This is a genomic window from Petrotoga sp. 9T1HF07.CasAA.8.2 (assembly GCF_002895585.1).
Classification (GTDB): domain Bacteria; phylum Thermotogota; class Thermotogae; order Petrotogales; family Petrotogaceae; genus Petrotoga; species Petrotoga mobilis.
Genome location: NZ_AZRI01000036.1, coordinates 35,593 through 60,707 on the forward strand (window position 1 = coordinate 35,593; position 25,115 = coordinate 60,707).

A 25,115-nucleotide genomic window follows, 5' to 3' on the forward strand; every position below is an offset into this window, starting at 1 on the left:
CAGGAACTGGGGGATGTTAAGCCTTTGGAGACTGTGTAAGTCGAGCACCCTTAGATTCATTCTAGGATGTTTCGCAACGGTCGATGAATTAGGAAGCTCTCCTCAAGAGGTAGAAGCCTTTCTCCTCGTTAGAGTTGAGTAGTTCACCACTTTTTGTGATAAAATAAAATCGATAGCAGTAAAAAAACTTAAAATACTAAAATTCAGGAGGTGTGTGTAGTGAAAAAGGCAGGTATTTTGTTTTTATTTTTGTTTTTGGCTTTAGGAGTATTTTCACAGTCTTTTAAGGATGTTCCCATCAATCATTGGGCATATGATGCAGTTGAAAGGCTTTCTGGTATTGGCATTATTGAAGGATACCCCGATGGTACTTTTAAAGGATTAGAAAACATGAACAGGTATCAACTGACTGTTGCTTTGTCCAGAACGATTGATTACGTAGAACAAAGTATGATTGAGCCTTTAGCCCAAAATTTGGCGAATTTGGAAAGGACTGTAAGTAGTTTATCTGTTCCGCAAGGAGTTTCTTCAGCGGAATTACAGCAACTTCAAACAAAATTAAACTCTCTTACAAGTGATCTTTCTACTCTTCAGGGTTCCGTTTCGAGGTTGGATAGTTCTGTCAAGGAACTTCAGAATTCTTATGAGTTGCTTGGTTATGCCACCACGAAGATAGACGAATTAGAGAGAAAGGTCAACGCCATATCAGTGCCCGCGGTAAGCGAAACTGACATCAGAAACTTAAATACCAGAGTTACCAATCTGGAAAACACCGTTGGAAGTCTGAATAGTAATTATCAGAATCTTTCTCAAACAGTATCTAATTCCAATCAAGAAATACAGTCGTTAAAAAATTCAGTAGCTAGTATTCAAAACTCTTTTTCTAGTGTAAACCAAGATTTGGACAGATTGAATGCTTTAACGGCTAACTTGAATTCGAAGATAGATTCTAAAGTTGATAAAACTGAGTTTACTTCGTTAAAAAACACTACTGACGAATTAAGTGTTCAATTAAGTAATAATACCCAATCTGTTTCTGAATTGTCCCAAAACTTACAAGCCGTTCAAAGTAGTGTTGATCAGCTCTCTCAAGAGGTCACTGATGTAAAACAAATAGCTGAAGGTGCCGGTGGAGGAGTAAACTTCTTAGATATCATTATCTCAGTGGTAATTTCTGCAGGTTTATCCTTTGCTATAATGAACTTGCTATAAAAAAATATCGCTGGTTTTTTCGACCAGCGATATTTTTATTTAATGTTCCTTTTTAAGACTATAATTTCTAATTTATCAGAAGCATCTTCGGCCCTGTCTGCTATATCTCCTATCTGTAGAAAAAGATCTTTCAACTGCAATTTTTCCGATAATTCAAGGCTATCTATTTCAAACAATCTTCGTATTAAATCCTTCTCTAAGATATCTTCTTCATGTTCCTGTAATTCAACTTTTTGAATATACTCACTACTTTTTTCTATATTTTCGAATACGTTTTCTATAGACTTTTTCAAGGATTTATAAGTTTTCTTTACCAATCGACTTTGTTCTAAAAAATCTGGTTTAAAATTCTCGGGTATTTTTGGTTTTTGAAAAATTAAGATTTCTGAAACCGTTTGTGTTTTATTCATAACCTTATCAACCGCTTCTATTAATTCTAAAAGTTCTCCTCTAAAATTTGGCAAAAAAGCTCCTTGATACATTTCGCTTTCCGTTTTTCTTCTTAAAGAATCAGCTTCGCTTTCTATATTAGATATTTGTTTTGATAAATCAACAGATTTTTCCATATCGTTTGTTACATACAATTCTACTAATTCTGTGAGTAAGTTTACCCCTTCTTCTACTTTTTCTAAATGTTTAGAAAAAAGTTTTATTACTTTCTCTTCCTTTTTTCCAAAAAAAAGCTTCATTATGTACCCCCTCACATACCTTTAGAATTAATAAAACTGTTTTTTGTGTTCTTTTGCTATACAGCCCATCCTAGAGTTTACGCATTTATTTCCTCTTTTAATACTCTTGCACATCTTGGACAAACGCCCGGAAAGTCAGGGTCATTGTCCGTATTAGGATCTACTTTCCAACATCTTTCGCATTTTTCCCCTTCTGCTTTGGTAACTTTAATTGTTGCGTATCGACCTTCAAATCCTTCATCTACATTACCAAATTCAAATTGAGATACTATAAATAGATCAGCAATCCAGTTGTTATCGTATTGAGATAGAATTTGCTTTAATGTATCATCTTTTAGGTTGAGGATAATTTTAGCATCCAGAGAGTTTCCTAAAAATTTTTCTTTTCTTTTCTCTTCAAGGGCTTTTAAAACATCCTCTCTCAAAGCAAAAATTTTATTCCACTTTTCTTCTAATTCTTCGCTAAGGTAATTCTCTTTATATTCAGGCCATAGTTCAGCGAATATGGTTTCATATTTGTTTGAGTAATTGAGATGCTCGTAAACTTCTTCCGCAGTAAAAGGCAATATGGGTGAAATCATCTTATTTAAAGCTATAGCGGTTTCATATAAAACTGTTTGAGCGGATCTCCTGAGTTTAGATTTTTTTCCTTCTACGTATATTCTATCTTTTATTATATCCAAGTAAGTAGAACTCATATCTATTGTACAAAAATTGTTTATAAGATAGTGTACTTTGTAAAATTCGTAGTTGTCATAAGCTTTGGTGACATTTTTTATCAAATTATGTAACTTCATCAATGCCCATTGGTCTATTTCTAACATTTCTTCATAAGCCACAGAATCTTCATCAGGGTCAAAATCATTTATATTGCCCAGCAAAAATCTTATAGTATTTCTAAGTTTGCGGTAGGTTTCAACCTGTTGTTCCAAAATATTGTAAGATATTTTAATATCCATTCTGTAATCTGCTGATGCAACCCATAACCTTAATATGTCTGCTCCATATTTGTTGATAATGTCTTTTGGGTTGACTACATTTCCCAAGGATTTAGACATCTTCTTTCCTTCTTCGTCTTTTATAAAACCATGAGTCAAAACGGATTCATAAGGGGCAATTCCGTGTTTTGCAACAGATAAGAATATAGAACTTTGGAACCACCCTCGATGTTGATCGCTTCCTTCAAGATATAAATCTACAGGGAATTTTTTTAATTCTTCACGTGAATTTGCAACTGCTTCGAAAGATGATCCAGAATCGATCCAAACGTCTAAAATATCTTCTTCCTTTTTGAACTCTGAACCACCACATTTAGGGCACCTGTAATCATTTGGTAGAAGTTCTTTCGCTTCTTTTTCAAACCACGCATTACTCCCTTCTTTTTCTATAATTTCTATAACGTGGTCTATAATTTTGGTGTCCAAAATTGTTTCGCCACAATTATCACATTTAATAGCTGGTATTGGGATTCCCCAGGCACGCTGTCTTGAAATTACCCAGTCAGGTCTCTCTCTCACCATAGAGGATATTCTATTTTCTCCCCACTTGGGTATCCAATTTACTTTTTTTATTTCTTCCAACACCTTTTCACGGTAGTTGTTTTTTTCAAGATCTATAAACCATTGAGGAGTGGCTCTAAAGATAACAGGATTTTTACAACGCCAACAATGTGGATAGGAATGAGTTATCTTTCCTGATTGAACGAGAAAACCGTTTTCTTTTAGATCTTTGATAATTTCTTTGTTCGCTTCCCAAATTTTCATCTCTTTATACTTTCCAGCTTCGTCGGTGAAATATCCTTTACTATCTACAGGAGATATTACCTGAAGGTTGTACTTTGTACCTGTTATATAATCTTCCATACCGTGTCCTGGAGCAGTGTGAACACATCCGGTACCTTCTTCCAAAGTTACATAATCTGCAAGTACTAAAAGGCTTTCTCTGTCAACAAAAGGATGTCTAGCTTTTTTCCCTTCTAATGTAGATCCTTTAAAGGTATCGATTATTTTGTAATTATCTATTCCTGATTCTTTCATAGTTTTATCAACTAATTCCTTAGCCATTATCCAATATTCGTTTCCAACTTGAACTTTTGCGTAATCAAAATTAGGGTGAACAGCAATAGCTACGTTCGCTGGTAAAGTCCACGGTGTTGTCGTCCAAATGATCACGTATGCATTGTTTTCTCCAACTAGAGGGAACTTTACATAAATTGAATCTGATGTATGATCATGGTATTCAACTTCAGCTTCTGCTAAAGCTGTTTGACATTCTGTACACCAATATATAGGTTTTGTTCCTCGATAAATATTGCCAGCTTCAACTATAGAACGAAGAATTTCTAGAACTTTGGCTTCATATTCGGGATTCAAAGTTAAATATGGTTTATCCCAAAAACCTATTACCCCCAACCTTTTAAAGCTTTCTCGTTGAATGTCTACGTATTTCATAGCGTAATCTTCACAAAGTTTTCTTATTTCTAACTTACTCAAGGTGTGTGCCTTTTCTCCAAGCTTGGTAGTAACATTATGTTCAATTGGAAGACCGTGCGTATCCCAGCCAGGGACATAAGGAGCATCAAAACCTCTCAATGTTTTGTATTTTAAAACTATGTCTTTTAAAACCTTATTAAGGGCAGTCCCCATATGAATGTCTCCATTCGCATACGGTGGACCATCATGTAAAACAAACTTTTTTTCCCCAATTCTTTTGTTTCTGAGATAGTAAGAAATATTTAAATCATCCCATTTTTGAAGAATTTGAGGCTCCTTTTCTTTTAGATTTGCCTTCATCTTGAATGATGTCTTTGGAAGATTGATTGTGTCTTTGTAATCCAAAACCCGCACCTCCGATAAAATATTATTGAATTTTTAAAAGAGTTTCGATTGTATCTTTTATTTCTGTTAAATCCATTGATTTTACAACATAAGCATCTGCAGCCCAGGATGCCATCTCGCTTTTATAATGTGAGTAGGCTGTGAGAAATATTATTTTTTTGTTTGGATACCTTTTTCTGATTTCACTTGCGAGTTCTAAGCCATTTACATCAGGCATTTCGATATCAGTGCATATGATATCTATATCTTGATCATTTTCTAAGGTTTCCAGTGCATCTTTTGCATTACTTGCTGTAGTAACCTCGTAACCAGCTTCTTCCAGTTCTTCTTTTATTAAAGTTCTTATGTTCTCTTCATCATCTACTATTAGTACTTTCGACAACTTAACCCCTCCTAAAAAGTATTATTTCTCACCTGTTGGAATTTCAAATCTGAAAGAGGTTCCATTATTGTCAGATTTTACCAAATAAATTTTACCTTTGTGTTCTTCTTCTATTATTTTTTTACAAATAGCTAAACCCAATCCTGTCCCATTGCTTTTTGTAGTAAGAAAAGGTGTGAATAATTTTTCTTTAATTTCCTGGGGAATAGAGGGTCCATCGTTGGTTATTTCAAAAAAAACTTTATTTTCATCGGTAAATCCAACTTTTATTTCAATTTTCCCATTGTTGTATACATTTTCTAAGGCGTTTTTTATTAAATTCATCAATACCTGTTTTATTTTATCTTTGTCTGCTTTTATTACGATCTCTTCTTTTAACCAATCAGTATTCACCATAACGTGTTTTTGTTGTATAAAATCTTCGTACATCAATATTATTCCACGTATGATTTCTATCAAATCGACTTCTTCAATCTGGTTAATTTTACCTCCTCTAGAATATTCTAAGATCTCATTTACTATATGTTCGAGCCTTGAAAGTTCTTCTTTAATAATTTGGGTATATTTTTGAATATCATCCATTTCGTTCATTTTAGCTATCCTGTTTAAAAAGCCACCGATAATAGTAATAGGATTTCTCACTTCATGAGCTATTCTAGCAGTCATTTCTCCCATGGCAGCAAGTCTTTCTCGCTTTTCCATTTCTTTTTGAAGGTTGTACAGCTCGGTTACATCATCAAAAACAATTATAACGCCTTCTATCACTCCTAATTCTTCGTTTCTCAAAGGAGATAGCTGAATATCAAAAATTTTCTTGGTATCGGAAAGTTTTACTTCATAATTCTTTAATTTGATATTATTTCTGGTTTCATAAATGTCTTTAATTTTTTCGATTATTTCTTCCCCGATTAGTTCTGTTATATCTTGGATAGCAGTTCCTATCATGGTCTCTCTTGGTCTGGAGAAAAAATTTTCTGCCATTCTGTTCCATTCGTTTATTTTTCCATTTCTATCAACCACAACTACGGCAACAGCCAGGTTTTGTAATATATTATCTTTGAATCTTCTGTAGTAATCCATCAAATCTTTTTGTTCTTCTAATCTTAATGTTTTTTCCTTTAATTCTTGATAATTTTCTATCATTTCCAAAGCTAATCCCATATTATCTTTAAATAATTTTACAATTTCAGTTTCAATGTTGGTGATGGGTTTTTTGTTTATTTTGTTATCAACTATTACTACTCCTTTAGTTTCTGTCATTCCAGTAACTGGGAAAATAAGAAACTCATTAATTTTAACTATATCGTATATATCCTCTAAATCTTCCCATTTAATTTCCAACATTTGAGGAACGATATGTAAAACCTGTTTTTTTTCAACGACTCGTTCTAAAATAGGATGCCCTTTATATGCTAAAACTTTATTTTGTAAACTGAGGATTAGTTTATTATTGGTGGGTATTTTTATGGCCTCCTCTTTTAGGTACTGAACGACGTTTCCGTATTTTAAAGCCCTAATGTTTGCGTCTTTCCAGATTTCGGTAGCGTCTTCTTCTGTATCAGGACCAACCCATATTTTTGGAACAAGGAATCCCCGAACCTTGTCCTTTTCTAAATAAAGAGCTCTGTTGAACTTGAGACCTCTCCCAGAAGTTAAGCCTAAAAGCATTATTTTTATTGCCAAATTTTTATCGTAAACAGATCTCACAGCTTGGGATATCTTATCCAATGCATTTAGCATATCTAAGTGTTCTTTTTGTTTTTCAATAAGCTGTTCATAATTCATTTTCAATTCAGTCAATTTACTGACTTCATTTTGAAGTTTGTTGTATAAATTTATTCTATGAATAGAAAAAGCTAATCTTTTGGCGGTGTCCGAAAAAACGTGGAAATCTGCTTCATCAAAATTTTTGTAAGTTCTAAATGAGTATTCTTCTTCTCTGTTATAAACACTTAAAACGCCATAAACTTCATGATTTTGTTCTATAACAGAATAAATAGAAGATTTGAGATCTATATTAAAAGGAATAAAATAATTTTGAAAGTTTTCTCGTCCCACTAGCATATAACTCGATCTTTCTTTTATTGCTTTACCTTCGAGGGTATTTTCTATAGGGATAGTTCTAGTTATGATTGTGCTTTCATCTATTCCTAAAAAGTATTTGATTTCGAGAGTATCACCTTGAAGTTTCCAGAATGCTATGCTTTCTGCATGTAGAGAATCTTTTAGGAGTTTTAATACATTATTGACTATTATATCTTTTTCGGTAATTTCTTCTATAATGTCGGTGAGCTTTTCCATTAAAATTACCTTGTCTTGCAAATCCCTAATTCTCAATTTTTCTATAATCAAATTAATCAATACGGAATAATAAAAAAAATGTTGGTCGAAAGTATTTTTATCAATTTGATTGTCAAATAATCCGACGGCGCCAATTAAGCCTTCTTCGGAAAATATCGGATACAAAAATAACTCTCTTATATCGTTTGCGGTTGAACTTACCTGTGAAATATCATCTTTTAGATTCACAGGTACGATCTCATTTGAAAAAATTTTGTTTTTTAGATCTTCGTCTCCGCGTAGGTATATTTTAATATTTTCAAACTTATCTATTGTAGAAGCTAAAGCTTTAAAAACCTCCCTGCTTGATTGATAAATAAACATAATGTTGTCTTTCCCCATTGATTCTTTCAATTGGGAAGATACTTCTTTAAAAGTTGATTTTAATACATTTTGAGGTTTATCATTATATATAATATTTAAAATTTTGCTTACCATATGCTCCACACTCCGATATTTTATCTTTTTCATTCTAATTATAACACTAAATTGCTTAAAAATGGGATAAAAAATACTGTAAATTCACTAATTGAATCAAATTTTCGAATGACAAGTTGGATATATTGGGTGGTTTTATAAAAGAAAATGAATTAAAACAGAAATTTAAAAATTTTTCTTGACATTTTACATTGAAAAGGATATAATGAAAATAGAATTAGCAAATAAAAGTAACGAGTGATAAAATACTTTATTACGTAGAAAAAAACTCCCTGAAAGGGATCTATGGATGGAGGTGACTTAATGAGATTCAATCCGAATGATTTTACTGAAAAATCTTTAAAAGCATTTCAAGAAGCTCAAAATGTACTAGGTTATTCAGGAGGTAATATTCTCAAACCTGAGCATTTGTTGTTAGCAATTTTAAATGTTGAAGATGAAAATGTTGAAAAAATTTTTCAAGGTACCAATACTAATTCTATAAAAAGCAAACTTGAAGAAGCTTTATCCGAAGAAATGGGAGTTTATTACTCAATGTCCTATGGTAGTGCACAAGGTATTTATCTATCAACTAGTTTAGCAAATGCTTTACAAATAGCTAAATCAGAATCCGACAGGATGGGTTTTAAAAAAATTCCTTTACTAGCCTTATTGTTAGGGATTTTAAAGGAAGGTACATCTTACGCTTCCAAACTTCTGTCTGCTTATACTACGGAAGCTTTAATTAGAGAACGGCTACAAGAGATGTTAGAAAACGGAGACGAAGAAATAGAATCAGGTATGGGAGATCCTTTGAAAAAATTTACTGTAGATTTAACCAAAGAGGCAAAGAAAGGAAAGCTTACGCCTGTGATAGGAAGAGAAAAAGAAATAAATAGAATGATTGAAATATTATCAAGAAAGTCTAAAAATAATCCAGTATTAGTTGGCGACGCTGGAGTTGGGAAAACAGCCGTAGTAGAAGGTTTAGCGCAGTTGATAGTAGATGAAAATCCTCCTTCTTATTTGAAAAATAAGAAAATTTTACAATTAGACATGGCCGCCTTGTTGGCAGGTTCTAAATTTAGAGGTGAATTTGAAGAAAGGCTTAAATCAGTTATCGATACTGTAAAAGAAAAGAACGACGAAATTATTCTTTTTATCGATGAACTTCACAATATAATAGGGGCTGGAGTGGCTGAAGGAAATGCAATGGATGCCGCAAATATTTTGAAGCCAGCTTTAGCTAGAGGTGAAATAAAGGTTATTGGAGCAACAACCTATGAAGAATATAAAAAATACATTGAAAAGGACAAAGCATTAGCGAGAAGGTTTCAACCGGTGTATGTACAAGAGCCTACCCCTGAGCAGGCTATTGAAATACTTAAGGGTATAAAAGAAACTTACGAAAAACATCATAAGGTCGAAATATTGAATGAAGCTTTAATCGCAGCAGTTAATCTTTCTCATAGATATATTAACGACAGATTCTTACCCGATAAAGCCATAGATTTGATAGATGAAGCTTGTGCCAGAGTGAAGTTGAGAAACTCAGCCAAACCAGAGAAAATTAGAGAATTGGAAAAGAAATTGTCAAAATTAGAAGAAGAGATTAATAAACTAACTTTAGAGGAAAAATATGAAGAAGCCTCCAAAAAAAAGGCAGAGTATTTTGACCTTCAAAAGGAATTAGAACAAGCACAAAAAGCTGCTAAACGAGTACAAAGCGAAATAAGCAATGTAGTAGATGAAGACATAATAGCCTCTTTGGTACAAGAATGGACTGGAATCCCTGTTACACGAATGGTTGAAGATGAAAAGAAAAAACTTGCCAACCTTGAAAACGAAATACACAAAAGACTCGTTGACCAAGATGAAGCGGTTAACACTGTTGCAGATCATATTAAAAAGGCCAGAGCGGGATTGAAAGATCCTAAGAAACCAGTTGGTTCATTCTTGTTCCTTGGTCCAACTGGAGTAGGAAAGACTGAACTAGCAAAAACATTAGCCGAGATATTATTTGGTACTGAAGACGCACTCGTGAGAATAGATATGAGTGAATACATGGAAAAATTCAACGTTTCTAGGTTAGTAGGTGCAGCACCAGGTTACGTAGGTTTCGAACAAGGTGGACAACTAACAGAAATGATCAGAAGGCGACCCTATTCCGTTGTATTATTCGATGAAGTTGAAAAAGCTCATCCCGATGTATTCAACATATTGTTACAGATCTTAGACGATGGTAGGTTAACAGATTCTCAAGGTAGGACCGTCAATTTCAGTAATACCATCATAATACTAACTTCCAACTTAGGTTCAGAGTTACTAAATAAAACCAAGAAAAGTGTTGGTTTTGTTGGAGAAACAGAAGAAGAATCTTATGAAAACACAAAAAATGAAATTATGAGCCAAGTAAAATTGGCATTTAGACCTGAGTTTATTAACAGGCTCGACGATATTATAGTTTTCAAACCCTTGGGTATCTCCCAGATAAAGAGAATAGTCGATATAATGATTTCAAGGTTAGAAGAGAGATTGAAGGAGAAACATATTAGTATTCAAATAACAGAAGCAGCGAAGGACGTTATAGCAAAAGAAGGATTTGATCCAGTTTATGGGGCTAGACCGTTGAGAAGAGTCATAGAAAGAAAAATAGAGTCTCCTTTGGCAACTATGATCATTGAAGATACTATAAAAGAAGGAGATACGGTTATAGTTGACTCAAAAGATGGTGAAAATTTAGAAATAAGAAAATCTGGAGGAGAATTATTAAAAAAGCGGGATTAACATCCCGCTTTTTATTCTTCAAGTAATTCAAAGTCTTCTTTAGCTGCACCACAAACTGGGCAAGTCCAATCATCGGGCAAATCTTCAAAAGAGGTTCCTGGTTCTATATCGTTATCAGGATCTCCTGCTTCTGGATCGTAAATATATCCACAAATCATACACCTGTATTTTTTCATTTTTTATCAGCTCCTATTTAGTATTTTCAAAAATCATCCTACAGAAACTTTTTTAGTGTTTTCCCAAAGTCCATGAATATTGCAATGAGAGAGGGCGATCAACGTTCCTGATTTGGTTAACTTAATTTTTGCTTTTACGTGAGGTTCCCCCACCACAGGTCCAAAAATATATCTGCCAACATGTACGGTATTTGGATCATCATCATATTGTATAAAAAGATCTATCCATTCAATATGGTGTTCTACTGTGTTCGGATGTTTAATCTCTTTACCTATCTGTACATCAACTTCAAACTCTTCGTTAGGTTCAACTTTGTCTGGACAATCGATTGTAGGGACATGTTTTTCATTTTTGAAATCATTAATCTTAATTACATCACCTAACACAAAGAATCATCTCCTTTCTTAAAAAATCTAGTTAGAATTCTACAAATTTGCTTCTCGGAGCTCCGCAAACAGGACATTTTTCTGGTGCTTCTCCTTCTACAGTATAACCACAGACATCACATATGAAGATTTTACCAACTTCAACATCTTTACCCTGGTCTGCAACCTTTTTTGCGTTCTTGTACCACTCTGCGTGTATTTTCTCTGCTTCCAAAGCAAAATAGGTGGTTCTTACCGCTTCATTTTCTTCTTGAAAGTTAGCTGCATTGTTGTACACTGGATACATTTCTTCAATTTCAAAGGTTTCTCCATCTATACATTGTTGGAGGTTATCTTGAGTTGATCCAATATAACCCAAGGCTCTGTAATGATTCCTTGCATGAACAAACTCAGCATGTGCAATAGCTTTCCACATTCTTGCAAGGTTTTTTAACCCTTTTTCTTCCGCTTCAGTAGAGAAAATCAAATACTTCATATGTGCCTTGGATTCACCACAAAATGCATCCTCCAAAAACTGTCTTGTCATTTCTCTTTCTACCAAAGTTATCTACCCCCTTATTTAAACTTATTATCGTCTTTCAAAATTCTCAAATGTTTTAAAGGCACATTCTAAAGTAAAGTATAACATGAAAGTTTTAAAAAAAGATTAAAAAAATAACATAATTTTGAAATAAAAGATCAATTCTTATTGGATAAGCTTTCTTTAAGTGAAGAAATAAATCTATCCACCTCTTTTATGTTCTGTAGGATTTCTTTTATATTATTTACAAACGTTTTGACGGAGCTAGATATTTCTTCAGCGGTAGCCGAACCTTCTTCGGATATAGCTAGTAAGTTTTGGGTGTTTTTAGTTAAATCTTCTAGTTTGACCCCTTCACTGCTTAATTCGTTTAATATTTCGTGTATCTCTTTAGAGATATTTTTTATATTAGTAGCAGATTCTTTATTATTTAGAGAGCTAATTCTTAGATTGTTAGCTCCTTCTCTCATTGCCTTAAACTCTTTTTCCACAGTTTCTGTTAATAGCTGAATACCTGAAGATATTCTACTAAGTATATTATCAATCTGTGAAGCGGCTATTTTGCTTTCCTCTGCTAATTTTCTTATTTCATCAGCTACCACCGCAAATCCTCTGCCAGCTTCTCCTGCTCTTGAAGCTTCAATTGCCGCGTTTAAGGCTAACAAATTAGTTTGATCAGCAATACCCTTTACCGTGTCAACAACCTTAAGAATTTCTTTAGTATCCTCTTCTAACTTATCACTTTCTTTCACTAAATTATTGAATCTTTCGCTCATATTTTCTATTTCTTTTGAGGATGCTTCTACTTTTGAAGAGGAATCATTGATTCTTTTGACAGCATTTTCCAAAGAGTCTACCATCTGATCTTCTCTAGATATGATACTTTGTATTGTATTTACATTTACTTCAACTACATTTGATATTGATTCGGCATCTTGAGCGATCTGTTCCGAACTTATAGCCACCTGTTCAACTAGTTCTCCTATTGAGTCACTTATTTCCTTCATTTCTTCAGCTCTTTCGCCAACTTTTTCAGTAAAGGTTTCTATTTCTTCTATATCTCCAGTTAATTGAATAAAAATACCATTAAAATTGCTTCTCAAATTATCAATTTCTAAAGAATGCTTTTCAAGCATTTTTTCTCCCTTTAAAAGTACGGGTTTATCATATTCGAGGTTATTTAAATTTTGCAACCCTTCTGAAGAAGAAGAAAATAACCTTTTGAAATAATTACCCATCGAAAGAATAAACGCTCCAGATAAGATACCTGTAATTAAAAATGTATACCAATGGTTTCCTAAAATCCAAGTAAAAAGCCAAGATAATAAAAAGACAATGATTATTGTATAAAAAGTTAGAGAAGTGAAAAACATTTTCATTAATGATAAGCTCATAGCTGTGAAAAACCTTGCCTTCTTGATTTTTGCGTATGGTTTCTCGCTTTTTAATTTTATTTTTAGAAAACTTCCCTGATCAGTGTTTCCTTGATCAATAATCTCATATTCAATTTTTTCACCAAAAACCTCGGCGGAACCTTCCAACAATCCTAAGAAATAGTATCTCATATCTCTGAAAGAACGATAGGTAATGTAGGCTGAGTTGCTATCTATGATTTCAAATTCAATCGCGGGAGGTTTGGCTCCTTTTATTCTCCTTGTCAACGATTTATGAACGTCATTCATGGTTGATAAAAATGACAGAAGTCCCTTTTTTCTGAAAAAATTAGGGTAATATTTTTTGAACGTATAAATGTTTTTTTTCCCTAATTCTTTCATGAGCTCTTCTTTTGATTTATTAGTTGTTTTACTCATTAAATCAAGAAGTTTAAAAACTTTTGAATCTTCCAAATCTTCGAAAGGAGAGAAGTGTTTATCTTTTGGAATTCCTATTTCGGTTAAAAGCTGATTAACATAATCTTCTCCATATGTATTTTTCCAAGTTTCCATCCAAGTTTCTACGATCATTCCCTTCATCAAATTCCCTCCTAAGTGTAGTAGTTATAGCAACTTTAAGAATTCTAAACCAAGCTTTAGCAGCCCGAACAATAAAAAATCTTTATCTTTTTGTCCTTAAATTATACCATATTTTTTCTGGTTATTTAATTATTAAAAATACAGGGCAAATAATTTGTATATTTAGAAAATGCCTAAATAGACTAATTGATTGGTTAATAAGTTTGAGAAAGCTTATTTATTGCACGAAAGGCCTTTGAAATCTGCAAAATTGTGATATAATAATTAAAATGATATAAAAATCTCTTTTTCCAAAGGAGGTACGCAAAAAGGATGGCTAAGAATAATGTTGAAGATTTAGAGAATAGAATAAAACTATTAGAAGAACAAAATAAAGAAAATAGGGAAACTTTGGACGACCTGCTTTTTCAAAATTCAAAGATGAAAGAAAAATTAAATAAAATATGGCGTAATCTGAAGATCATGTTTTGGTTATTTTTTGGTTTAGTTGCATGTTTAATATTAATTTTTACCACTACCCCACCCGTGGTAATCGGTTTATGGATCATCTTTGGAGCTATTTTATTTACTGTATTAATTTTTTATTATTACTTTAAATTTGCTTATAATAAATTTGAATAAGGAGTGATTTTTTTGACTAAAGAAGAAGCCCTTGAGTTACTAAAGCAAAACTTAAAAACGGATAATTTGTTCACTCATTCCCTTGCCGTTGGAGCTATTATGAAAGAGTTAGCAATACATCTAAACAAAGATGAGCAAAAATGGGAAATCACCGGTTTACTACACGACTTGGATTACGAAGAAACCAAAGATGATCCAGCTAATCATGCGTTAAAAACTGTTGAAATGCTTGGAGACAAGGTCGATCAAGATGTAAAAGACGCTATATTGGCGCATAACGAAAAAAAAGCGTTGGAAAAAGATATTGAGATAGCCTTATATGCTGCAGATCAACTTTCTGGGCTTATTGTTGCCTCTGTCTTAGTAAGGCCAAGCAAAGATATAGCTGAATTATCAGTTAAATCATTAAAAAAAAAGTTCAAAGACAATGCTTTTGCTAGAGGAGCGGACAGAGAAAAAATAAAAGAAATAACCAAACTGAACATCGAATTAGACGATTTCTTCAAAATAGCCATAGATGGTATGGTTCGAATAAAAGACGAATTGAACTTAGTTTGATAAACACTTTAATCATTTTCATTATTTTTATTCTTTACATCTTTTGACTCATTTTGAAGTTCAGCGATTCTTAGGTTCATCAAAGTGAAAAAAGAAATTGAAACAACACCAAATGTGGCAAAAATCCAAGTTACTAGAGAAAACCAAAAAAGTTTTGTGAACCAAAAATAGAATATTAAAAGAACTCCAACAGAAATAGAGAAATAATAGATAAGAAACTTTATGATTCGTTTTTTGTTGTAGCTCATTTTTAAACCTCCCACTAAAAAAGGTGATAATCGTGCAAGCTCTTTTGACTATTCTACCTCAACCTTTTTACAATAAAATAACAAAACTTTGGAATGAATTAGAAAAGAATTTTGGCGTTAATTGGGTAAAAAACAACGTACCTTTTCCCCATATAACTTGGAGTGTTGCTGAGAATTATAAAGTTAACGATTTAAATAAGTTACTCAAAAAGGCAACCAAAGAATTGGATTCATTAACCATAAAAACGGAAGGTGTAGCCTTATTTACCGGCAAAAAATTAACCTTGTACATCCCTGTAAAACCGACAAAAGAAATTTTGAACTTTCACGAATACCTTTGGAATTTGGTCAATGTAAATGACTCAAAGCTTAATGAATATTACTCTCCTGATAATTGGTTTCCACATATAACTTTAGCGGTAGAAGATATTAATAAAGAGAACATTGGACAGATTACCAGTTATTTGTCTGATAAAAAGTTAAAGTATCAAATAAAGTTGGAATCTCTTTCCCTTGTTCATAGAGAGTTGGGGAAAGAGGTTGAAATTGATCAAACTTTTGGAATACCAAAAAAGAGAAAAAGGAAACAGTGAAATTATTTATTGTTTCTACCGAACCTCTCGATAATTACAATTACTATGGCTCCAATTAAACCAAATATTAAAAAACTAACAAAGTTATCTATTCTTGAAATGGGAGCCCTCAATCCTCCAACCATTAGTCCCATCAAAAAAAACATTGTCGTGAGGTAAAAATTGTCCAACACCCATTTCAATAGTCTACTCATAGAAGCCAATCCCAGTACAACACCCAAAACAAAGGTTATCAGTACAGGGAAATTAAAATCATTAACTGCTTTTACAATGAATGAATATTGATTCAAAAGTAATAGGACGTATGCACCGGAAATGCCCGGTAGGATCATAGCAGAGATAGCCAAAAATCCAGAAGAAAAGATTATTAAAAAATCGTGTTGTTCTAATAAAAACTGTGCCCCTGAAATATAGAAGGCAACTAAAAAACCAATAGCGGTTGAAATAAAAAAAGAAACGTATTTAGATTTTTGCGTATTTTTGAAATCAGGATTTTTAAATATATCTGAGCCTAAAAAAAAGATACTCCCGATAATTAAACCTGAAAAGAATGAAAAGACACTTGTTTGGTAGTTAGTTATTAAAAAGTCTATAAGTCCCAAGGTTGAGAACATTCCAAGAAAAACACCTATGTACAACAATATCAAAAATCTAAGTTCCCGACTTTTCGTTAAAGTTTTGAAATTGAATAAATTAGAAAAAACAAAAGACCATGCAGATATGAAACTCTCATAAATGCCTAGTATCAAAGCTATCGTAGCGCCTGAAACTCCCGGGATAGAATCAGAAATACCCATGAAAATACCATACAACGGAATTAACAGATTTTTTTTCTTCATAAAAACCTCCATTAAATATATTTCTTTTATAAAAAAACCCCGCATAAAGCGGGATAAGTTGGGGATTTTATTGGGGGTTATTGTTTTCTAAATCTATTATATGCAAAGAATCTTAAAGCATCCTTAAAATATTTAAAAATGGTTCTAATTCTTCTTTGCTGATGTTAATCCCCATTTCTATCCCTGCTTTGTTTGTTCCATGATAATCCGAACCAGCGGTTATAAACAAATCATACTTTTTGGCAAGTGCTTTATACTTTTCGTTCATTTCTTTGGTGTGCGAGGAGTAATAAGCTTCTATGCCATCTAACCCATAATCTACTAACTCTCTGATCAGATTGGCTAGATTTTGTTCATCGAGTTTTGTTTGATAAGGGTGTGCCAAAACAACTACACCACCCGCTTCCTTAATTAACAATATTGCATCTTTTGGATTCAACCTTTTTTTATCTAAGTAAAGAGGAGCTCCTTTCTTTAAATACTTATCGAAAGCCTCTTGTTTGTTGCTTACATAATTTTTCTTCACCATTAAAGAAGCAAAATGGGGCCTACCAATCAATTCTCCACCTGCTTCTTTTTTTAGTTCTTCAAGGGTAATTTGAAAACCAAGTTTTTGCATGTTTTCGATCATTAAAACGTTTCTTTTTTTTCTGAACTCTTGAAGCTCTTCTAAAACCCTATTTAGTCTTTCGTTATTGCTATCAAAACCGTATCCTAATAGGTGTAGAGTGGTTGGGAATTCTGCACTTATCTCTACTCCAGGAACAAATTTTAATTTTTTTAAATCTTTAAAATTTTCTAAAGATTTTACTCCATCAAGGGTATCGTGATCGGTGATAGATAGATATTCTATATTTTTTTCTAAAGCCAGATTCAATAATTCATTAGGAGTGTTACTTCCGTCTGATCCTGTAGAATGAGTATGAAAATCTACTTTCACATTTTCCCTCCAGTTTTAATTAGTATTACAACGCTCCTTTTACTTATTTTTTCCAAAGAACTTTATTTTTTTCATCGTCGTATATTTCTTCAACGTCTTCGGGTATATCGATTTCTTCTATATATTTGGATATAGTTTCTTTGATCAAATCTTCCGGTAAAGAAGTGATGAGCCATAAGTCGCTTAACCAAACTTTGTTGTTTTCTCTAAGCGGTGCTTTATAAATAGCACTTTCTACTGCTTTTGCAAAGGTAGATAAAGGAACTTCCTTTATAAAACCTTTACCTGAATTTTCTCCGTAAATGTTGTTCATAAAATAAATTTAGACCTCCTTTATATTCGCTTCAGCTGAGACCCTCTGTCCCTTAAGGGTAGTTGGCTGCACCCATTTAAGGAAGGGAACTTACAAGTTATTTAAAGCAATTTTTGTCCAACCTTCAAAATTCACATCTTTTAAATTTACGATTTCTTCTTTTTTCATCCAAGTGCTCTCAAAGTTATCTTCTTCTTTAATCTTAGCAGAATCGATGAATCCGACGAAAAGAACACCTAAATGAACTTTGGATACATCTTCATCGTTATCATTGATTATTCCTTTGTAAACATATTTATATGAATTGGTAATCCATAATTCTTCGTTAATTTCTCGATCCATCCCGTTGAAAAAAGTTTGTTCCATAGTAATACCATTATCTCCTTTGTTTATGTGACCCCCTATCCCTATCGATATTTTGTTATGAAGTCTTTTTTCTCCTTGATTTTGTGTCCTTTTTAAAACTAAAATCTCGTCTTGGAAGTTTCTGAACACAACATAAGGTATGATTTGTTTGTAATTATAATCGTTTTCGAGTGCATTTCTTTCATAGAAATTACCACTTTCTAATATTTCCACAAAATCGCTGAATTTTATTTTAAAAAAATTGTCATTGTTCGAAGATATTTTTTCGTCCATTTTTTTTGTGGGAATAGCTAAAATTTGTTCACTCATTCTATAATCTCCATGGTGATATTATCGTTCGTATAAATACAAATTTCACCAGCAATTTTTATTGCTTTTTGAGCGATTTCTTCAGCATCTAAGTCTGTGTTTCTCAATAGAGCCATTGCTGCAGCATAAGCATAAGGTCCACCGGAGCCAATTGCGATTGCATCTTCTTGTGGTTCCATTACTTCGCCATTGCCTGAAATTAGAAAGATATTTTCTTTGTCGGCGACTAATAATAATGCTTCAAGTCTTCTAAGTGCTTTGTCCATACGCCATTCTTTGGTCAGTTCCACAGCTGCTTTCATAAGATTGCCATGTGAAGACTTATACTTTCCTTCAAATCTTTCATACAAAGCCAAGGCATCGGCTACGGATCCAGCGAAACCTGATATTACTTTTCCTTCGCCTAATCTTCGCACTTTTTTGGCGTTACCTTTAAAGATTGTTTCTCCCATTGTTACCTGTCCATCACCACATATTACAGTTTTTCCGTTTCTTTTTACTCCTAATATTGTTGTCCCATGAAAATCCATAAATTATTTTTCCTCCTTGCAGTCACATTTTTGTGTTTTTTATAGCGCCCCTTCGCCCGTGCATTAAGGGGTAACCCCTTAAAAACCCCAAGTTCTACGTCAAAATCATTTAAAGACCTACTTTGCATAATACAGCAAACCATAAGGAAAAGAGCTTTTTACTCTTTCACCCTGCAACCCGCGCAACATGGTTTTTAATTATTATATTTATTAACTCATCAAAGCTAATTCCAGCAGCTAGTGCGGATGTAGGAAGATCACTTAATTCTGTTAAACCAGGCACAGTATTTATTTCCAAAACGTAAACTTCATCGTCTTTTAAGATGGCGTCGATCCGAAACATGTCTTTAAAAGTGAGTGTTTGCATAACGTGATTCCCTATTTCATTTATTTTTTGTATGATTTTTTCGGGTGAATTAAGCTGTGGCTTGAGTTCCGTTAACCCGTTAGTATATTTTGCTTCATAGTCATAGAATTCTTTTTTTGGAATAATTTCAAGAATTGGTAGTAATATGAACTCTTCATTTTTCTGAATATAAGATATCGTTATTTCCCGGCCTTTTATATATTCTTGAACCAGAACTTCCTGAAATTCTTTCAAATCTTTTTCTAAATAGAATTTGTATTCATTTTCGTTGTGAATGATGTATACTCCTTTACTCGATCCACTTTTTCTAGGTTTGATGATGAAAGGGTATTCAAAGGGCGGTAATATCAATTTGTTGGTTAGGGTTGTCTGAGGCATTTGTATATAATTTTTAAATAGAGAGTAGAATATAAATTTATCGTATGTGGCTATACATGTTTCAGGGTTTGAACATGTGTAGTCTATTCCTAAGATTTCTAATAAGGAAGGTAATCTTCCGTCTTCTCCGTAATCTCCATGTACCACGTTGAAGGCGAATTTATAATTTTGAATTTTATTTATAAAATCATCATCTATTAAATCTAAGATTACTGGTTTATAACCTAAATTACTTATAGAATTAAAAACATTTTTTGCGCTTGTTAAGGAAATTTCTCTCTCTTTAGATTTCCCACCTGTAATGATTGGGATGTACATCGTTTTTTCTCCTTTTTTACTTTGTCTGTTTATTTTGTTAGTTGTTTGATTTCTTCAATGTCAAAGTATGCTTTGTCTTTTTCACAGTATAATTTTTCTTTTCCTTTTGAGGTTTTGTAAAAAAGGGTTTCTCCACAGTTGGGGCAACTGTATTCTGAAGGCTCATTCCAATACATGGTACTACAAGAATTACATTTGAAATAAGTTTTTCCTTTTTTGCTTTTTAATTTTACGATGTCACCTCCACAGTTGGGACATTTCCCTCGCGCTTTCACATTCCGAGTGTATTTACATTCTGGGTAATTACTGCATGCAATAAATTCTCCGAATTTCCCGTGTTTCAATATGAGATCTCCACCGCAAATGGGGCATTTTTCATCTATTTTATTCTCTTCTTTGTCTATTTTTAAAGTTTCTTGTAGATATTCTTTTATGTATAATTTCTCCTTAATTGTTACTCCAAATGATTCCGCTGGGATTTTCTGAGTTTCCTTGCATTCTTCACAAGATAAATATAGACCATATCTCCCAAAATTTAATTTCATATTTTTCCCACATTTTTCACAAGGGACATCACTTTCGTAGTGTAAAATTTCTTTTTTATTTTTGATGTTGTTAGATGCAGTCGAAAGGAATGTCTCAAACTCTTTGTAAAACTGCTCTAGAACGACTTTACTTTTGTTTTTTCCGTCTTCTATCTTATCAAGGTCTTCTTCCATGTTCGCAGTGAATTTTACGTCGACTATTTCTGGGAAATATGTTTCCAAAAAGTCAGTTACTACAAAACCAGTAGTTGTAGGCCTCAAGGTACTTTTTGCTATTTTGGATACGTATTTCCGCTGCAAAAGTGTGGATATTATGGTTGCGTATGTTGATGGCCTTCCAATACCTTTAGATTCTAATTCTTTTATCAATGTTGCCTCCGTATATCTATTTGGAGGATTAGTCTCTTTTTCTTCGAATTTTAATTGGTCATATGTGATCTTATCATTTTTACCTATTTCAAAATTAACTTCTTTATTGTTAGGATTCCAGAATTTCTCAAATCCATCAAAGATACATTTTTTGGACGTTATTTCAAATGCGTATTTGTTGGTGTTGTCTTCAATAGTGTATGTTTTTTCTAAATATCTTGATGGAGCTGATTGAGAGGCCATGAATCTATTCCAAATAAGGGTGTACAATTTCAAATGGTCTGATGAAATTAACCTTTTTGCATTGTTGACATCCATGTTGATGTCTGTAGGCCTTATAGCCTCGTGAGCATCTTGAACATTGGATTTTTTGTTTTTTGATAAGTAATGTCCAACGTAATCTTTTCCATAATTTTTTTCCAAATAGTTAATAGCAGCCTGTTGAGCTTCATTTGAAACTCGTGTAGAATCAGTTCTCATATAAGTAATAAACGCAATACTTCCTTCAGAGGTTTCCACACCTTCATACAACTCTTGAGCGATTTTCATTACTTTAGATGAAGCCCAGTTAAAAGTCGAAACCGCTGCTTGTTGTAGCGTACTTGTAATGAATGGTAATGGGGGTTTTCTTATTGATTCTTTTTCTTCTACGTTCACCAGTTTAAAATCCTTGTCTTTCAAATATTCGAAGATCTGGTCTTTTTTTATTTTTGTTATGCTTTCGGGTTTTATTTTTTTACCGTCTTCTTTTGTTAAAGGTATATTTTGACCTTTGTACTCAAGATAGATATTGAAGTATTTTTTTGGTTTGAAGATAAAAATTTTTCTTTCTTTATCCACTATCAATTTCAATGCTGCAGATTGAACCCTTCCCGCGCTTGTTTTGTAATCTTTTAATACTTTCCAAACCAAAGGTGAAATTTTATATCCTACCAATCGGTCCAAGATTCTCCTAGCTATTTGAGCATCTACTTTTTTTAAGTCTAAACTTTGAGGATTACTTATTGAATTTTTTATTGCATTTTTTGTTATTTCTGAGAATATAATTCGATTTTTCTCTTTTGGATCAAGATCTAAAATCTGAGAAAGATGCCATGCTATAGCTTCTCCCTCTCTGTCCATATCCGATGCTAGTAATACTTTTCTCCCTTTTGTTTCTTTCTTGATTTCTTGTATAACCTTTTCTTTACCGGGAATCACTTGAAAGATAGGTTCAAAGTCGTGTTCGATATCAACTCCAAACTCTTTTTTAGGTAAGTCGCGTATATGACCTTTTGAAGCTATTACTTTGTATTCCTTTCCTAAATATCTTTCTATTGTTTTTGCTTTTGACGGGGATTCTACTATTACTACGTATTTACTTTCTTCACTATTTCCTTTGGATTTAGTGCTTTTTTTGGGCATTAATTGAATTACCTCCCGCTAGTATTTTTCTATTTTTATCTTACGTGCCAGCCTTTTATCGTATTCACTCCAACTTTGATCTTTATTTATTTGTAAGGTATTTCTAATATTGTCTTTAACTTGAGCGATTTTGGAGTCGACATTATCACTTAAACCAATTATGAATGATTCGATGGTTTTTGGGACTACAGGACTTCCATATTCTATTTCTCCATGATGGGAGAGGATGATGTGTATTATATGGTTAAGATCTGATTCTTTTATTTTTGGATTTATTTTTTTTGACTCTTCGTACACTATTTTTGTTCCCAGATGTATGTGTCCAATTAATTCACCTAGTTCAGTTTTTTCTATTCCACTGGGTTTTATAACGTATTCTTCTATTTTCCCTATATCGTGCAACAGTGATCCAGCTATTATAATATCTTTATTGATGCATATCTCATTATCTTCGTTATAAAGATCATACAATCTTAAAGATAGTTCAGTAACCATTACAGTATGTTCCAATAAACCTCCAGGATAGGCATGATGTACTTCCACTGCAGCTGGAGAAAAAAGAAAGGATTCTCTTAATTTTGAATTAACCAAAAAGATCTGTTTCAATAAAGATCTGATACCTTCATTTTCAACGGCTTGTATGTATTGTTCGAGTTTAGTTGTTAACTTTGATAGATCATTATTAGAAAATAGCAAGTACTTTTCGGGGTTGATATTCGTTATGTTGATCTTTTGCACTGAATTGGTCTCGTTACTAATATTGATTTGAAGCCTATTTTCAAAGTAAACTATTTTCCCCTTTACTTTTATAACGTCTCCAATTTGAATCTTGTTATTGTTTGCTTCTGCGTTATACCAATCGATAGCTCTAATGGACTGACTTTTATCGGCAATTGTAAACAATAAAAACGTTTTGTCATTTTTTGTTTTTTGAAGCTTTTTGCTCACAACTTTACCTTCTACTTCTGCGTCTTCAGTGGGTTTTAAATCAGATATTAAAGTAATATTTTCTACAGCTGCCTTTGGTTGAAACGGATTATCTTTTATTATATCTCCCAAAGAATATTCTTCATTCAAAATATTTTCCTCCCTTAATGTAAATCCGCCGAACCCTTTGAGCTATTCTTGAGGTTACTTCATAGTTTATAGTAGAAGCGTTTTCAGCTACTTCTTCTGCGGTTATTTGATCGTATTTTTGCCTCCCAATGATTACAACTTCATCACCTAGTGATACATTATTATCAGTAACGTCCACAACTATTTGATCCATAGATACCCTTCCTAATATTTTAGATCGCTTTCCGTTAATTAAAACTTCTCCTTTGTTGGAAAGGGCTCTAAAATAACCATCTGCATACCCTATAGGAACAATAGCGGTTTTCATCCTTTTTTGCACTTCGTAAGTTCGTCCATAACCGATAGTATCATTCGGTTGAAGGTTTTGAATGTTCGCGACAATGCTTTTTAGTTCCAAAATAGGTTTTAATTGATCTATTTTATAAGTTGTAGATGGTTGTAAGCCATAAGTGGCAATGCCTGGCCTCACATAATCTAAAGCGAATTCTGGGAAAAAAAGGGCAGCAGCACTATTAGAAATATGTTTTTTTTCAACATCTATGCCTGAACCAATTATATAATCCAATAACCCCTTATATTTTTCAAATTGAACTCTGGTAAAATCATCTTTTTCATCTGCATTGGCAAAATGAGAATAAACGCCTTCTATTTGAATGTTTCTATCTTTGATCAACTTTATTAATTGAGGTAATTTTTCCTCTTTTATGCCAATTCTGTTGATTCCAGTATCCACGTTGATATGGAACTTAAATTTATCAACATCTTTTCCTAGTATATCACATACTTTTTCTAAAAATGTAGAAGAAGTAATTGTTGGCCTTAAAAAATGAGCGAATTCCAATAATTCTTTAAAATCATCTGGGCTAAAGTAATTAAAGATTAAAATTGGGAGGTGTATCCCCCGGTTTAAGATTTCTAAAGCTTCTTCCAAATAAGCAACAGCCAACATACTATAACCTTCTTTAAATACTTGCATTGCCAAAGGCAACATACCATGTCCATAAGCGTTTGCTTTTAAAACTGGTATGATATGCGCTTTTGTTTGATTTTGTATATAATTTAAATTTTCTAAGTATTTATCAATATTTATATATGCTGCCGTTTCTCTACCCTTCAAGTTTATCCCCTTTTAAAATAGAAATGAGTTTATCTCGTTCTTTTATATACTTAGGCAAAATAATTGTTTTATCTTTTAAAATTATTATTATTTTTCTGGAAGTTATAACCGTTTCTTTTATGGAGGATTTACTGAAATGTTCATATTTTTCTGAAAATACGGAGGTGATAACGTAAAAGGTTTTGTTATTTTGATCATAAATAATAGGATATCGCATGAATTTTCTAATGGAATAAAATAAAAGTGTAACTATTATTCCAAGAAATATATAAGCAATAATACCTTTCGGATAAAGACTGTACACATAATTACCCAATATGAATAAAAATAAAACAAAAATTAGAGGTAGCAGGTAGAGAATTTTTGAATATCTAAATTTATAAAGAATTTTTAAACCCCTCTTTTGTCTAATTGGTTTTTTAGAATCGACAATTAACATTATACAATAATTTTAAATAGTTGGCAAAAGTTTTCTTCTTTTTATTATATAATGTGCATTGGAG

At 32.7% G+C, this 25,115-nt stretch carries 24 protein-coding genes; 5 read left to right on the plus strand and 19 right to left on the minus strand.

Annotation, left to right across the window (positions count from 1 at the left end; genetic code table 11):
• The first annotated feature begins 219 nt into the window (after positions 1-219).
• Complete coding sequence (locus tag X925_RS07770) at positions 220-1,212, plus strand: S-layer homology domain-containing protein (RefSeq protein ID WP_012209415.1); 993 nt, start codon at positions 220-222, stop codon at positions 1,210-1,212.
• Positions 1,213-1,247: 35 nt separating this feature from the next.
• Here the strand turns inward: X925_RS07770 and X925_RS07775 are convergent, their stop codons facing one another.
• The 4 genes from X925_RS07775 to X925_RS07790 form a co-directional block, all read right to left on the minus strand.
• Positions 1,248-1,901 carry a TIGR00153 family protein gene (locus X925_RS07775; protein WP_012209416.1) on the minus strand — a complete coding sequence of 218 codons (654 nt, stop codon included), beginning with the start codon at positions 1,899-1,901 and terminating at the stop codon, positions 1,248-1,250.
• Positions 1,902-1,978: 77 nt separating this feature from the next.
• Positions 1,979-4,738 carry an isoleucine--tRNA ligase gene (gene ileS / locus X925_RS07780; RefSeq protein ID WP_103064703.1) on the minus strand — a complete coding sequence of 920 codons (2,760 nt, stop codon included), beginning with the start codon at positions 4,736-4,738 and terminating at the stop codon, positions 1,979-1,981.
• 22 nt (positions 4,739-4,760) lie between these two features.
• Positions 4,761-5,120 (minus strand): response regulator, encoded by a 360-nt coding sequence (locus X925_RS07785; protein ID WP_103064704.1) that lies wholly within the window; start codon positions 5,118-5,120, stop codon positions 4,761-4,763.
• A gap of 21 nt (positions 5,121-5,141) precedes the next feature.
• Positions 5,142-7,898: an ATP-binding protein gene (locus tag X925_RS07790; protein WP_158245442.1), complete on the minus strand. Its 2,757-nt coding sequence runs from the start codon at positions 7,896-7,898 to the stop codon at positions 5,142-5,144.
• 303 nt (positions 7,899-8,201) lie between these two features.
• On the opposite strand from X925_RS07790, the gene X925_RS07795 reads away from it, so the two are divergent.
• On the plus strand, positions 8,202-10,664 hold the full coding sequence (locus tag X925_RS07795) for an ATP-dependent Clp protease ATP-binding subunit (RefSeq protein WP_233187762.1): 2,463 nt from the start codon (positions 8,202-8,204) through the stop codon (positions 10,662-10,664).
• 11 nt (positions 10,665-10,675) lie between these two features.
• Here X925_RS07795 and rd read toward each other — a convergent pair whose 3' ends face one another.
• From rd to X925_RS07815, 4 genes are all read right to left on the minus strand, one after another.
• The gene (rd, locus tag X925_RS07800) at positions 10,676-10,840 is read right to left on the minus strand and encodes a rubredoxin (protein ID WP_012209421.1); all 165 of its coding nucleotides are present in this window, start codon (positions 10,838-10,840) and stop codon (positions 10,676-10,678) included.
• A 33-nt stretch (positions 10,841-10,873) separates the two neighbouring features.
• Positions 10,874-11,227 carry a class II SORL domain-containing protein gene (locus X925_RS07805; RefSeq protein WP_012209422.1) on the minus strand — a complete coding sequence of 118 codons (354 nt, stop codon included), beginning with the start codon at positions 11,225-11,227 and terminating at the stop codon, positions 10,874-10,876.
• Positions 11,228-11,258: 31 nt separating this feature from the next.
• Positions 11,259-11,768, minus strand: coding sequence for a rubrerythrin family protein (locus X925_RS10470; RefSeq protein ID WP_012209423.1), 510 nt, complete (start codon positions 11,766-11,768; stop codon positions 11,259-11,261).
• A gap of 137 nt (positions 11,769-11,905) precedes the next feature.
• The gene (locus tag X925_RS07815; protein WP_012209424.1) at positions 11,906-13,720 is read right to left on the minus strand and encodes a heme NO-binding domain-containing protein; all 1,815 of its coding nucleotides are present in this window, start codon (positions 13,718-13,720) and stop codon (positions 11,906-11,908) included.
• A gap of 312 nt (positions 13,721-14,032) precedes the next feature.
• Here X925_RS07815 and X925_RS07820 point away from each other — a divergent pair, with 312 nt between their 5' ends.
• Entirely contained in the window at positions 14,033-14,341 is a 309-nt protein-coding gene (locus X925_RS07820) for a hypothetical protein (protein WP_012209425.1), read from the plus strand.
• Between the two features lie 3 nt (positions 14,342-14,344).
• Entirely contained in the window at positions 14,345-14,899 is a 555-nt protein-coding gene (locus X925_RS07825; protein ID WP_369973667.1) for an HD domain-containing protein, read from the plus strand.
• 8 nt (positions 14,900-14,907) lie between these two features.
• Here the strand turns inward: X925_RS07825 and X925_RS07830 are convergent, their stop codons facing one another.
• Positions 14,908-15,147: a hypothetical protein gene (locus tag X925_RS07830; protein ID WP_012209427.1), complete on the minus strand. Its 240-nt coding sequence runs from the start codon at positions 15,145-15,147 to the stop codon at positions 14,908-14,910.
• A 32-nt stretch (positions 15,148-15,179) separates the two neighbouring features.
• Between X925_RS07830 and X925_RS07835 the strand changes: the two genes are divergently transcribed.
• Positions 15,180-15,740 carry a 2'-5' RNA ligase family protein gene (locus tag X925_RS07835; RefSeq protein ID WP_012209428.1) on the plus strand — a complete coding sequence of 187 codons (561 nt, stop codon included), beginning with the start codon at positions 15,180-15,182 and terminating at the stop codon, positions 15,738-15,740.
• 2 nt (positions 15,741-15,742) lie between these two features.
• On the opposite strand, the gene X925_RS07840 is transcribed toward X925_RS07835, so the two are convergent.
• The 10 genes from X925_RS07840 to X925_RS07885 all read right to left on the minus strand — a co-directional run bounded on the left by X925_RS07840 (position 15,743) and on the right by X925_RS07885 (position 24,916).
• On the minus strand, positions 15,743-16,579 hold the full coding sequence (locus X925_RS07840) for a DUF368 domain-containing protein (protein WP_012209429.1): 837 nt from the start codon (positions 16,577-16,579) through the stop codon (positions 15,743-15,745).
• Between the two features lie 112 nt (positions 16,580-16,691).
• Complete coding sequence (locus X925_RS07845; RefSeq protein ID WP_121959639.1) at positions 16,692-17,519, minus strand: PHP domain-containing protein; 828 nt, start codon at positions 17,517-17,519, stop codon at positions 16,692-16,694.
• Between the two features lie 43 nt (positions 17,520-17,562).
• A complete protein-coding gene (locus tag X925_RS07850; protein ID WP_012209431.1) occupies positions 17,563-17,832 on the minus strand; it encodes a hypothetical protein in 270 nt (89 codons plus the stop codon).
• A gap of 90 nt (positions 17,833-17,922) precedes the next feature.
• Positions 17,923-18,507 (minus strand): NUDIX domain-containing protein, encoded by a 585-nt coding sequence (locus X925_RS07855; RefSeq protein ID WP_012209432.1) that lies wholly within the window; start codon positions 18,505-18,507, stop codon positions 17,923-17,925.
• Positions 18,504-19,037: an ATP-dependent protease subunit HslV gene (gene hslV, locus X925_RS07860; RefSeq protein ID WP_012209433.1), complete on the minus strand. Its 534-nt coding sequence runs from the start codon at positions 19,035-19,037 to the stop codon at positions 18,504-18,506. The genes X925_RS07855 and hslV overlap by 4 nt, the downstream gene beginning before the upstream one ends.
• Positions 19,038-19,203: 166 nt before the next feature.
• The gene (locus tag X925_RS07865) at positions 19,204-20,100 is read right to left on the minus strand and encodes an ATP-grasp domain-containing protein (protein WP_012209434.1); all 897 of its coding nucleotides are present in this window, start codon (positions 20,098-20,100) and stop codon (positions 19,204-19,206) included.
• A gap of 29 nt (positions 20,101-20,129) precedes the next feature.
• Positions 20,130-22,418: a type I DNA topoisomerase gene (gene topA, locus X925_RS07870; protein ID WP_103064706.1), complete on the minus strand. Its 2,289-nt coding sequence runs from the start codon at positions 22,416-22,418 to the stop codon at positions 20,130-20,132.
• 18 nt (positions 22,419-22,436) lie between these two features.
• Complete coding sequence (locus X925_RS07875; protein WP_012209436.1) at positions 22,437-23,495, minus strand: 3'-5' exoribonuclease YhaM family protein; 1,059 nt, start codon at positions 23,493-23,495, stop codon at positions 22,437-22,439.
• Positions 23,488-24,612: an alanine racemase gene (alr, locus tag X925_RS07880; RefSeq protein ID WP_012209437.1), complete on the minus strand. Its 1,125-nt coding sequence runs from the start codon at positions 24,610-24,612 to the stop codon at positions 23,488-23,490. The genes X925_RS07875 and alr overlap by 8 nt, the downstream gene beginning before the upstream one ends.
• Positions 24,602-24,916: a hypothetical protein gene (locus tag X925_RS07885; protein ID WP_123821421.1), complete on the minus strand. Its 315-nt coding sequence runs from the start codon at positions 24,914-24,916 to the stop codon at positions 24,602-24,604. The genes alr and X925_RS07885 overlap by 11 nt, the downstream gene beginning before the upstream one ends.
• Positions 24,917-25,115: the final 199 nt, after the last annotated feature.

Excerpts from the sequence above, each read along its gene's own strand:
- X925_RS07850 (WP_012209431.1), bottom strand. The coding sequence starts at position 17,832 with ATGAACAACATTTACGGAGAAAATTCAGGTAAAGGTTTTATAAAGGAA.
- X925_RS07855 (WP_012209432.1), bottom strand. The coding sequence starts at position 18,507 with ATGAGTGAACAAATTTTAGCTATTCCCACAAAAAAAATGGACGAAAAA.
- X925_RS07820 (WP_012209425.1), top strand. The coding sequence starts at position 14,033 with ATGGCTAAGAATAATGTTGAAGATTTAGAGAATAGAATAAAACTATTA.
- X925_RS07790 (WP_158245442.1), bottom strand. The coding sequence starts at position 7,898 with ATGGTAAGCAAAATTTTAAATATTATATATAATGATAAACCTCAAAAT.
- X925_RS07865 (WP_012209434.1), bottom strand. The coding sequence starts at position 20,100 with ATGTACATCCCAATCATTACAGGTGGGAAATCTAAAGAGAGAGAAATT.
- X925_RS07795 (WP_233187762.1), top strand. The coding sequence starts at position 8,202 with ATGAGATTCAATCCGAATGATTTTACTGAAAAATCTTTAAAAGCATTT.
- X925_RS07840 (WP_012209429.1), bottom strand. The coding sequence starts at position 16,579 with ATGAAGAAAAAAAATCTGTTAATTCCGTTGTATGGTATTTTCATGGGT.
- X925_RS07830 (WP_012209427.1), bottom strand. The coding sequence starts at position 15,147 with ATGAGCTACAACAAAAAACGAATCATAAAGTTTCTTATCTATTATTTC.
- topA (WP_103064706.1), bottom strand. The coding sequence starts at position 22,418 with ATGCCCAAAAAAAGCACTAAATCCAAAGGAAATAGTGAAGAAAGTAAA.
- hslV (WP_012209433.1), bottom strand. The coding sequence starts at position 19,037 with ATGGATTTTCATGGGACAACAATATTAGGAGTAAAAAGAAACGGAAAA.
- X925_RS07775 (WP_012209416.1), bottom strand. The coding sequence starts at position 1,901 with ATGAAGCTTTTTTTTGGAAAAAAGGAAGAGAAAGTAATAAAACTTTTT.
- rd (WP_012209421.1), bottom strand. The coding sequence starts at position 10,840 with ATGAAAAAATACAGGTGTATGATTTGTGGATATATTTACGATCCAGAA.
- X925_RS07815 (WP_012209424.1), bottom strand. The coding sequence starts at position 13,720 with ATGAAGGGAATGATCGTAGAAACTTGGATGGAAACTTGGAAAAATACA.